This window comes from uncultured Halopseudomonas sp. (assembly GCF_963977355.1).
Taxonomy (GTDB): Bacteria; Pseudomonadota; Gammaproteobacteria; order Pseudomonadales; family Pseudomonadaceae; genus Halopseudomonas.
The window spans coordinates 25,680-36,041 of record NZ_CAXBOV010000023.1; the positions used below are offsets into that span (position 1 = coordinate 25,680).

Genomic DNA, 10,362 nt, shown 5'->3' on the forward strand with positions numbered 1-10,362 from the left:
TCTAAAGTCGATCCCTGGCGGCCTCGATCAGGGCGCCGAACAGGCGCCGCTGCCGACCGTTGAAAAGCAGAAACTCCGGATGCCACTGCACACCCACCAGGAATGCACGGCCTGGGTCCTCCACTGCCTGGACAATGCCGTCCAGGTCGCGTCCGCTGACCTGCAGGTCAGTGCCTACGCGATCAATGGCCTGATTATGCAGGCTGTTGATTTTGCACCTGTCAGTGCGCAGCAGTTTGTTCAAATAACTTTCAGGTTCGGGGAGCAGGGTCTTGAGTGGCAGCAAAGTCCGCCTGTTGGAAGTCAGTTTGCGTTTTGACTTCAGGTCCTGAAACAGATTGCCGCCGCGTCGGGCATTGAGTAGCTGCGCACCACGGCATATGCCCAGCAGGGGGAGACCGCGCTCTAATGCGTCATCGATGACCGCGGATTCCAGTTCGTCGCGCTCCGGGTCGTACTTGGGGTGTACCTCAGGTTCCTCTGCATACAGGACCGGGTCGATATCGTGCCCGCCGGTCACGACCACGGCATCATATTGCAGCGCGTTGATGTCTTCGCCGGGGCGTACCTGCAAGGGTTTCGCCCCGTACCAGCGCACGGCACAGGAGACCATGAAGCGCGGACCAATAGCGCCACGGCGTGGGCCGGTGATGGCAATGACCGGTCTACTCATGCAGCGCCACTCAGCCACTTTTCCTGTACTTCATCCTCCCAGTTGTGCAGAAGTCGACCAACACCCCTGTCCAGATAAACACCGTAGGCCTGGCAGCACGCGTCAAGACGCTCTTGATCTGCAGCCAGTCGTTCCACTTCCACCCAATCGTTCCAGGCTACGTGGACACCCCAGTCCGGTTGGTCGATCAGGCAATCGGGGAGTCGGTAATGAAAGGTCGGGCGTGATTTGATGCGCTCATCACCCACCTTGCTGACTACCCGGTCCTCATCGATATGCTTGAAGAGCGGCAGCATATCGAGGGCGCGGTTGCGGGTCGGGTTGTCTATCAGGTAATCATCTATCAGTCCGCTCATGTCGGGCGCATAGTCTTTGTTGATTACCTTCCTGACATAGGGGGCCGGAAACGGATCAACGTAGCTGGTCAGGCGGCGGGTCATGTTGATATCGGCGCGGGTATTGAGCCAGTCAAACAGGCACAGGAACGCCTTGAGGTAAGCCGTAATAACCCCGGCTTCACAGGCGGGCACCTCGGGATTGAACTGCATGCCAAATGCGTTGGTTACCCGGTCCCCTGTGCCCTTAGCACCCGCCTTGCGAAGATGCGCTATCAGCTGATCGACTTGCGGTAGGCGGTCCATGGGCAAGGGTGGACTGACCAGTTCGTGGGGCACCAGCCCGTCGGCGAACCATTTGATCACGTCTTCGGCGCCACTCTTGATTTCATCGCCCAGGTCGCTTGCGACACGCTGTTCCCGACCCATTTTTTTCAATAACGTAAAGTCGAGCTCGACTATCCACTCACCCGCCGGATCGCCCTTGAGGGAGCGCTCATAGCGGCTGGTCTGCGTCACCTCGCAATTCAGAAAATCGGCTGTGAGCTGAGCTATCTCATCAAGCTCCAGGCCGTTCATTTCCAGCTCTATACCGACCCGGCGCAACTCGCCTTCTGTCGTGTTCTGCCAGGGCGGCAGTGCAAAATCACCTTCTTTGGTCATGCCTGCCTCCTTCGTCTAATGGAAATGTTTATAGCCTAGCATGGCCTATGGTTGAGCGGCTCATTCGCCACGTGCAACCCCATCAAGGCGGGGGTCAGCCCCGCCGCGCCAGCCTGTTTCGATTCGCTCGATACCGTGTAATCCACTGGTCATAGGCACTATGCTGACTTTGTGACCCAGGGCTTCAAGGGTGGGGGCATGCAGTTCGAGCGACGTTCCGGTCTCAAGTTCAATGCCGACCCCGCGATCAAGCGCATTAGGCAGGGCTATGGCGTCCTGTACATCCATATTCCAGTCAAGTACGGCGATAAGGGTTTTGACGACATAACCGATGATCCTGCTTCCGCCCCGCGAGCCGATGATCAGCTTGGGTTTGCCCTGTGCATCGAAAACCATGGTGGGTGCCATGGAGCTTCGGGGTCGCTTGCCCCCGGCTACGGCGTTGGGATGAGGCTTGCCATCTAACATCGGACTGAAATGAAAGTCAGTCAGTTGGTTGTTCAGTACAAATCCCTGACTCAGCATGCGGCTGCCAAAGGGCGCCTCGTTCGAGCTGGTCAAGGCCAACAGGTTGCCCTGGGCATCCACAACGCTGAAATGCGACGTACCTCGCTCGCCGACCTCAGGCAATACGTTTTTTTCGCTGATTTCAGCCCGGTGTCCCGGATCGCCAGGGTGAACTTCTTCGAGGGCGCGATCAGCACGGATCAGACTGGCGCGCTGGCGCAGGTAATCCGCATCCAGCAAGCGATCCACAGGTACCACCACAAAGGCCGGGTCGCCGATGTAATAGTTGCGATCGGCGAATGCCAGGCGGCTACTTTCGACAATCAGGTGCAGGGCAGCGCTGCCGTTGGGTTCCATTGCACCTAACGGGAAACTCTCGAGTATCCCCAGAATTTGTAACACGGTGATACCGCCAGATGAGGAGGGTGGGGCGCCACATACTGTCCATTGCCGATACGGACGACAAACGGCCTCTCGATTGATCGCCCGATAGTCCGTCAGGTCTTTCGCGGTCATGTCGTTAGCGCCCCAGCGTGCATCATCCAGGCGTTCCAGCAGGCCCTGTGCAATAGGACCCTGATAAAAGGCGTCCGGGCCAGCCTGAGCAATCAACCGCAAGGTCCTTGCCAGCTCGGCATTGCGCAGCATCGGCGGATCACTTTGTGCCTGGCGCCGGAAGTAGCGGCGTGTATCAGCGAACAGGCGCAGCGACAGATCCTGCTGGATCTGGCGCTGGAGTCGTTGCGGCATTGGCAAGCCTTGTTCGGCGAGTCTGATGGCGGGTATGAACAGTTCTTTCCAGGGTAAGCGTCCATGGTCGCGATGCGCCTTGGCTAGCATGGCTACCAGCCCCGGCACCCCTACCGACGACCCGCTGGGAATGGCCAAGGCCAGGGGCATGTCCATGCCCAGAATCTGAAAGCGGTCGGGCCGTGCGGCAGCGGGCGCGGTTTCACGGCCGTCGTAAAGTCGGGTTTCCCCCGCGTCCTTGTCATGCAGCAACAGATATCCGCCGCCACCTATGCCGGTTTCAGGCGCCTCGATAAAAGCCAGAACCATCTGCACGGCTATCGCAGCGTCAACCGCGTGGCCGCCCCGGCGCAGCATCTGCAGACCGGCCTCAACCGCTGCGGGGTGGGCGGCTGCAACCATCATGTGCGCGGCCTGTCGATCCTCGATGGGCTGTTCTGTTCTTGAGCTGGTCGCTGGATCGGTACCGCTGCATGCGGCAAGTCCGCCGATCAGGATTGCAATGAGGCCAGGGATGATGATGCTGCGCAGGGCGATAGGTGAGGAAAGATGAATCATGCTCGAAAGCTTAGACGTTACCCACCCCAGCGTCTAATACGGCATCTTTGGTGTAGAATTCGTAAAACCATTACAGAGCAGGAATTATTATGACCAATCTAGCCGAATTCCGTGCCGCGGAACGCAAATTGGCGCAACAGCTGGCACAACTCGAGACCATGAAGCAGGATGCGGGATTGCAGGAGGAAATGGCCTTCAATGAGAAGCTGCATACGCTGATGGAAAGCTATGGCTATTCACCAGCCAGGGTTCTGGCCATCCTGCGGTCGTCGCCAGAGTAGTAAATCAGGTCGCTTTTCCTCCTCCGCGTCCTCTGTAAAGCACAGTCAGGAAAGTCATCCTTTGGCTGTCTGATGGCAATCTGATTTCCCTATTGTTCCTCTAATGTCTATCATATGTACCGATTGATGAAAAAGTTCATCAAATGGCTGTTGATCGACAATCCCTTTGTCGGTGTTCCGTCACCTAAGGTTGAGTTACCTATCTGGCTGGACATTGAGTTTATTTGCGCGTTTTGAAGTGCAATGCCTCGTGAGTAGCCCTGACACCAAATCAGGAGTGTTTTCCGATGGATAAAGATCCTATCAAAGATCTGAGCGACAAGCCGGTAGTGGAGACCGTGCAGGCAATACCCGCGCCTTCGGGCGATTCCACGCTTATCGACACCGATTATGTGATTGGCCAGGACAACGTTAAGGGTCAGTTTTCCTTTTCGCTGGATATTCACGGCAAGGTATTCACTATCTCCGCGATCACCATTCTGGTGTTTGTGTTTTTAACCCTGGCTCTACAGAACGATGTTGCTCCGCTCTTCGGCGCGCTGCGTGGATGGCTGACCTCCAACCTGGCCTGGTTCTTTATCGGTGCGGCAAATATCTTCGTTATTCTCTGCCTGGTACTGATCGTGTCCCCGCTGGGCAAGGTACGCCTGGGAGGCATGGAAGCAAAAGCTGACTATACCTATCTGGGCTGGTTCTCGATGCTGTTTGCCGCAGGCATGGGCATCGGTCTGATGTTCTATGGCGTTTCCGAACCTATGTCGCATTTCTCCTCGGCATTGGGCGGGACCGTCATGGAGAATGGCGTACGTACGGACTGGGCGCCTCTGGGCGGTGCTGCCGGTGATGTTGAGGCTGCTGCCCGATTGGGCATGGCCGCGACGATCTTCCACTGGGGTCTTCACCCCTGGGCGATCTATGCCGTTGTGGCGTTGGCGCTGGCGCTGTTTTCCTTCAACAAGGGCCTGCCACTGAGCATCCGCTCGATCTTCTATCCGATTCTGGGTGAGCGTGTCTGGGGCTGGCCGGGTCATGTGATCGATATTCTTGCAGTGTTCGCTACCCTGTTTGGGCTTGCAACATCCCTGGGCATTGGCGCCGAGCAGGCAGCCGGGGGTATTGATTTTCTGTTTGGTATCACGGCAAACAACACCAGTAAGGTGCTGCTGATTGCCGGTATCACCGCCATCGCGCTGGTATCGGTGCTTGCCGGGCTCGACAAGGGCGTCAAGCGTCTGTCCGAACTGAATCTGGGCCTGGCCATTCTACTTCTGGGGTTCGTTATCCTGGTCGGGCCTACCATGGCCATCTTTACCGGCTTCTTCGACAACCTGGGTGCATACCTGCAATACCTGCCAGCGCTGTCCAATCCGATCGGTCGTGAAGATGCCAACTTCAGCCAGGGCTGGACTGCCTTTTACTGGGCCTGGTGGATCAGCTGGTCGCCCTTTGTCGGTATGTTTATCGCGCGGGTCAGTCGTGGACGCACAGTGAGGGAGTTCCTGATTGCGGTACTGCTGGTACCTTCGCTGGTTTCGGTATTGTGGATGACCGCACTTGGCGGCACCGGTATCGATCAGCTGGTTGGCGGCTACACCGGTGTCAAGGATGCGGCGCTGGAGCTGCAGTTGTTTACCATGTTGAGTGAACTGCCCCTGGCATCAATAACCTCCTTCGTCGGCATTGTTCTGGTGATCGTGTTCTTCGTCACCTCTTCGGATTCGGGTTCGCTGGTTATCGACACCATTACCGCAGGCGGTAAGGTCAATGCGCCGGTGCCTCAGCGGGTTTTCTGGGTCATCATTGAAGGTGTTATCGCCATCGCACTGTTGCTTGGTGGTGGATTGGTGGCATTGCAGGCCATGTCGGTTTCGACCGGTCTGCCGTTCACCATCGTGCTGCTTGTAGGCTGCATATCGATCGTCAAAGGACTGATGTCCGAACCTCGCTAGGCTCGGCGTAGTACAAAAAAGGCGCGGCCATTAATGGCCGCGCCTTTTTTTGTGTCCCTTGGGGTGCCCGCTTGCGTGGACTAATCCCAGAGGTCGCCAACTGGCGTGCCGGGTTCAAAATGACTGGCGATCTGCGCTTGCAGGAGCTCGGCGGTTGCCAGCGCGTCGGTCAGCGCATGGTGCGCCTGGTATAGCGGCAATCCATAACGCAAGCGACTCTCGGCCAGTCGTATAGATACCTCTTTCCTGCCGCGCAACCGATCAAACCAACCGGGACGATTGGCGCCGCGATGCATGCGGGCTTCCAGCTCCATGGTATCGATGACCGGAAAGTGAAGGTTTTCGTTGAGATAATGGCGCACTGTTTCGTCAAGGAAGCCACGTTCGATACTGCGGTAGTGCGCCACCACAACACGTCCGGCCATAACGTCCAAGATTTCTCCCAGCAGACTGTCCAGCCTGGGCGCCTGGCTCAGGTCGCTGTGAGTGATCCGGTGGAAGGCCACTGACTCGGCGTTCAGCTCGGATATTGGCTTGACTACATGGTACCGAGCGTCAGCGCAGCGAATGCGCTGCAGGCTGAAGGGCATCAGACCAATGCTGACGATCGCATCGCGTTTCGGATCCAGGCCCGTGGTTTCCACATCCAGGGCCACCAGTGGCACTTCTTCGATCGGCGTTTGCAGACTGACCGCGCCCGCCTGATAGAAGCGCTGCAGCTGCGCATTGCGCGCTGTCTGAGCCAGGCTGGCGAATAATGTTCTCCAGTTGGGGCTCTCGTAACCCTGTGGTCGGGCTGGATTGCGCCGGGTACTCATAGGGTGCGCGTCGCTTGCAGGGCGGGATAGCGAAATCGCATGAACTTCTGGGCGTTGCTGAGAACCTGGAATGCTTCCTTCAGGTTATGGCGTTCGGCCGTCGATATCTTCTCCGGCTCGATATAGTTGTTCGGCTCGCGTCCCTCTTCCAGCTCCAGAGCCTGGTGACGGATGCGCACGCTGGTTAGAAACTCCAGGGAGTAACGAAGCCGCGTGACTGCATCAGGCGGCATCAGGCGTGTGGTGGCAATGGCATCAAGACGGTCGAAGGAGTTCTGTGCCTTGGAACCGCAGGCCAAGGCATGGACCCGGATCAGGTCGGTCAGGGGCGCGGTGCCGCGCCCTTTGAGATTGATGATGTTCTTTTGTGCGCCGTCCTGCTCCATAACAAAGGTACGGAAGAATCCCAGGGGCGGTGTGCGGTTCAGGGCATTACGCGCGAGCGCCGCGAGAAAGGGCTCGTTGGCACTTGCGCTGGTGGCGAGCAGGTCCTTCAGCTCTTCTACCAGTTCGGCCTGGCCGTAAACACTGTCGAGATCGAAGAAGATCGAGCTGTTGAGCAGCGTCTCGGGGTTGGGTCTGGTAATCCACTGCGTGAAATACTTTTTCCACACACTCAGGGGCTGCCGCCACTTGGGGTTGGTGGCCATGATGCCACCCTTGCAGTAGGTGTATCCGCAGGCTGCCAGGCCGTCGCTGACGAAACTGGCGAGCTTGAAAAAATACTCGTCATGCTGCTTCGGATCGAAACTGTCATCCAGCACCAGCGCGTTGTCCTGGTCGGTAACAACCAGCTGCTCGTCTCGGGCCATCGAGCCCAGCGCCATGAAACAGTAAGGTACAGGGGGTGGGCCCAGTGAGGCCTCTGCCAGCTCCAGCAAACGCCGGCTAAAACTGCGGCCAATACCGGCCATGGTGCTGCCGATCATGTGCGAGGAAACCTCATCGGTGGCCATGCGCACAAAGGTCGCCCGAATATCCGGCAACAGGCCCTGCAGTGCCTCGACGTTCTGCTTGTTGTGAATATTACTGACCAGATACAGGCTGCTTTGCGATTCATATTTGATCACGTCGCGCAGATTGACCACGCCAATCGGGCGGCCACGCTGCATCACCGGCAAATGGTGGATGTTATGACGCAACATCGACAGCATGGTTTCGAACATCGAGTCATCAGCCTGCACCACGATTGGGTCCGGGGTCATTACTTCTCTTATTGGGGTATCCGCCTGCAAGCCTGCCGCAACCACTCGGCTGCGGAAGTCCCGGTCGGTTACGATGCCGATCATCGAACCCGCTCCGCGATGGCTTTCGTGCCGGTCAGTGGCGTCTGACACGACCACCAGTGACGATACGCTGTGGTCGATCATGATTTGCGCTGCCAGCATTACCGACGTATCGGCGGTCACCGTTACCGGCAGTCGCTCGATCAGCTTGCGCACTCGCAGCTTCATCATTTCGCCGGCTTTGCTATCACTCTCAACCGCGGTCTTGAGTCGCGACTGGCCCTCTGCCTCGACAAAATCCGCAAAGGCGTCGTGTTCATCACAAAGCGTCTGGAACAGCGGGCCTGGAATAAAGTAAACCAGGCTGTCTTCAATTGCAGTGGCAGGGAAGCGAACCTTGTTGTTACGCAGCAGGCCAAAATGGCCAAAAATATCGCCTTCAGTCAAACGGTTGTAAAGATCACCGTTGCGCCGGAATACGTCCACTGCGCCGCTGCGCAGGTAGTGCAGAAACTGGATGTCATCATTGAAATGCAGAATCTCGGTGCCAGCCTTGAAGTAGCTGACTTCGACATGCCGGGCGATATTATCCAGGGTTTCTTCCGGCAGGGTTTCAAAGGGTGGGAAGCGCTTCAGGTGGTCACGTATTTCGATCAGCTCGACATCCACTCTCGGACCTCCGGGTTCAGTTGTTATCGCTAACGGACATGGCCACAAAACGGGCCATCTGGGTGGAACTTCCGTGCTGGGGATCAAATTCGCCTATGTCGACGAAGCTGACCCGGTAGCTGTTGCGTTCGGCTACGCCGCGTGCCCATTGGCGGAACCGTGCCCGACTCCATTCGAATCGATGGTCGGGATGTCGTTTCTCGCCGGGCGGCATGCCATGCAGTACGTTGTATTCGACGTTGGGTGTGGTGACAAATATCACGCCTGGCCGCATGCCTCCGAATACTGCAGTCTCGACCCGAGACAAGCGACCAGGGTCGATATGCTCGATAGTCTCTACCAGCGTAGCAGCATCAAAGCCATTGAGCAGTGAATCCGGCTCCTCGAAGGATCCATAGCGAACCTGAATACGATCGCAGTCTTCCAGCAGGTCAAGGCCGAGTGCACGGCGGGCCAGTCTCAGGCTGACCTCATCGATATCTATACCGACAATTCGCTCGAATTGACCCTGCAAAGCCAAACGCTGTAACAGTTCGCCGCCACCGCAACCCAGATCCAATACTTTGCATGCCTTGGTTTCCAGCAAGTGCTGGACGACTATGTCCAGGCGCTCATCATGCAGACTGCTTTCCTGAAACCTTCCTCTCATGAGTTACCTGTGCGGGGATAGATGCTGTTTTGGGCTACACGGGACCGTGTGTGCAGCGCGCAATATATATAGTGGTGATTATAGGACATGGGGCAGAGGGTAGGCTGAATTCGTTTGCTAAAAGTTCGGCCTGACCCTGTGGCTGATCCCCTTTTTTTTGACTTGTCCATTGGCAGTTGATTGATGGTTCAGGATGGACGTGCCATTAAAAAGGCGCCAACTTATGCGCTTTTGTGGGCGAATTTGCGGGGATTGTCCGCGAAGGACCAGTTAATTTCAGCAAAGTTCATTATCTATGTCTATTTGCCCCAGATAGGTCTATAAAAAGGATACATATAAATATACGTGGTAATGGATTCCCATAATGTCTGAACTCTTGTTCTATCAGCGCCCCACTGTCCTGAATAAAGAAGCCCATAAAGCCCTGCGCTTTTCCCCGGTGACCGATTTCGGATTCACCAGCAACGTCAATTCCGTTCCGCTTCTCGCCATCGAGTTTTTCGAGTCCAGCCGTGATCTGCCGGTGCTGTTCAGCCAGGATCAGCAAGGTCAATATTTTCCCATAGCCTTGTTGTCTCTGAAGAATCAGGGGCACGAACAGATCGACGAGGCGGGAGTATGGCTGGGTAATTACACGCCGGCTTTCATTCGTCGCTATCCCTTTGTTCTGAGCAGCGACAAGAACGTCTGTTTTGATGCCGATTACACCGGGCTGCAAGAAACGGAAAGTGAAGGCGAACCGCTGTTTACCGACGACGGCGCCTATAGCGACGCGTTGACCAGAATTATCGAGTTCGTGACGAACTTTGAAGCAGAGCACGTACGCACGCGTGAGTTCTGCACGGCAGCCACCGAGCAGGACGTGTTCAAACCTTTTGTCTTGCAGGTCATCACTGCAGACAAGAAGCCCCTGCGTCTTGATGGTCTGTTTGTTATCGACGAGAAAAAACTCATGGCCCTGGACGACGCAGTCGTCACGCAGTGGTTCCGCCAGGGTTATCTCGCCTGGGCCTATGCCCACCTCCATTCTCTGGGTGCGCTCCAGCGCTTGAGCGAGAAGCTCGATACCCGCTCCTGACCGGATGGAAGTCGCGTCCGGGTGACCGGATGGCTATCAGTTTTATTCGCCTCGGCGCCGCCGAATCGTTGGTCTTTCATAATTAAAAGTTGGGCAGAAAATGAACTTTCCTCGCCATCCGTTAGCAGTAGCAATTGGTCATTGCAATCCATTTGCACGATCGCTAGCGGCACGAACAGCGGCGTGGGGAGCGTTTCTGTCTACTG

The 10,362-nt window shown here is 56.6% G+C and carries 9 protein-coding genes; 3 read left to right on the forward strand and 6 right to left on the reverse strand.

Annotation, left to right across the window (positions count from 1 at the left end; genetic code table 11):
• Nucleotide 1 precedes the first annotated feature (1 nt).
• The 3 genes from AAC076_RS13140 to ggt are packed head-to-tail and all read right to left on the reverse strand — an operon-like array spanning nucleotide 2 to nucleotide 3,486.
• Complete coding sequence (locus AAC076_RS13140; RefSeq protein WP_339846389.1) at nucleotides 2–673, reverse strand: gamma-glutamyl-gamma-aminobutyrate hydrolase family protein; 672 nt, start codon at nucleotides 671–673, stop codon at nucleotides 2–4.
• Nucleotides 670–1,671 (reverse strand): amidoligase family protein, encoded by a 1,002-nt coding sequence (locus tag AAC076_RS13145; RefSeq protein WP_339846391.1) that lies wholly within the window; start codon nucleotides 1,669–1,671, stop codon nucleotides 670–672. The genes AAC076_RS13140 and AAC076_RS13145 overlap by 4 nt, the downstream gene beginning before the upstream one ends.
• Before the next feature lie 60 nt (nucleotides 1,672–1,731).
• The gene (gene ggt / locus AAC076_RS13150) at nucleotides 1,732–3,486 is read right to left on the reverse strand and encodes a gamma-glutamyltransferase (protein ID WP_339846394.1); all 1,755 of its coding nucleotides are present in this window, start codon (nucleotides 3,484–3,486) and stop codon (nucleotides 1,732–1,734) included.
• A gap of 89 nt (nucleotides 3,487–3,575) precedes the next feature.
• Between ggt and AAC076_RS13155 the strand changes: the two genes are divergently transcribed.
• Together AAC076_RS13155 and AAC076_RS13160 are read left to right on the forward strand one after the other, a co-directional pair.
• Nucleotides 3,576–3,767 (forward strand): hypothetical protein, encoded by a 192-nt coding sequence (locus tag AAC076_RS13155; protein WP_339846396.1) that lies wholly within the window; start codon nucleotides 3,576–3,578, stop codon nucleotides 3,765–3,767.
• Nucleotides 3,768–4,054: 287 nt separating this feature from the next.
• A complete protein-coding gene (locus tag AAC076_RS13160; protein ID WP_339846399.1) occupies nucleotides 4,055–5,716 on the forward strand; it encodes a BCCT family transporter in 1,662 nt (553 codons plus the stop codon).
• An 80-nt stretch (nucleotides 5,717–5,796) separates the two neighbouring features.
• Here AAC076_RS13160 and AAC076_RS13165 read toward each other — a convergent pair whose 3' ends face one another.
• Genes AAC076_RS13165 through AAC076_RS13175 form a run of 3 tightly spaced genes read right to left on the reverse strand, consistent with a single transcriptional unit; the run spans nucleotide 5,797 to nucleotide 9,078 of the window.
• Nucleotides 5,797–6,534: a 3'-5' exonuclease gene (locus tag AAC076_RS13165; protein WP_339846401.1), complete on the reverse strand. Its 738-nt coding sequence runs from the start codon at nucleotides 6,532–6,534 to the stop codon at nucleotides 5,797–5,799.
• On the reverse strand, nucleotides 6,531–8,429 hold the full coding sequence (locus AAC076_RS13170) for a DUF294 nucleotidyltransferase-like domain-containing protein (RefSeq protein ID WP_339846403.1): 1,899 nt from the start codon (nucleotides 8,427–8,429) through the stop codon (nucleotides 6,531–6,533). Before AAC076_RS13170 ends, AAC076_RS13165 begins: the two co-directional genes overlap by 4 nt.
• Nucleotides 8,430–8,445: 16 nt before the next feature.
• A complete protein-coding gene (locus AAC076_RS13175; RefSeq protein WP_339846406.1) occupies nucleotides 8,446–9,078 on the reverse strand; it encodes a methyltransferase domain-containing protein in 633 nt (210 codons plus the stop codon).
• A 364-nt stretch (nucleotides 9,079–9,442) separates the two neighbouring features.
• Between AAC076_RS13175 and AAC076_RS13180 the strand changes: the two genes are divergently transcribed.
• Nucleotides 9,443–10,156 carry a SapC family protein gene (locus AAC076_RS13180; protein ID WP_339846408.1) on the forward strand — a complete coding sequence of 238 codons (714 nt, stop codon included), beginning with the start codon at nucleotides 9,443–9,445 and terminating at the stop codon, nucleotides 10,154–10,156.
• Nucleotides 10,157–10,362 lie beyond the last annotated feature (206 nt).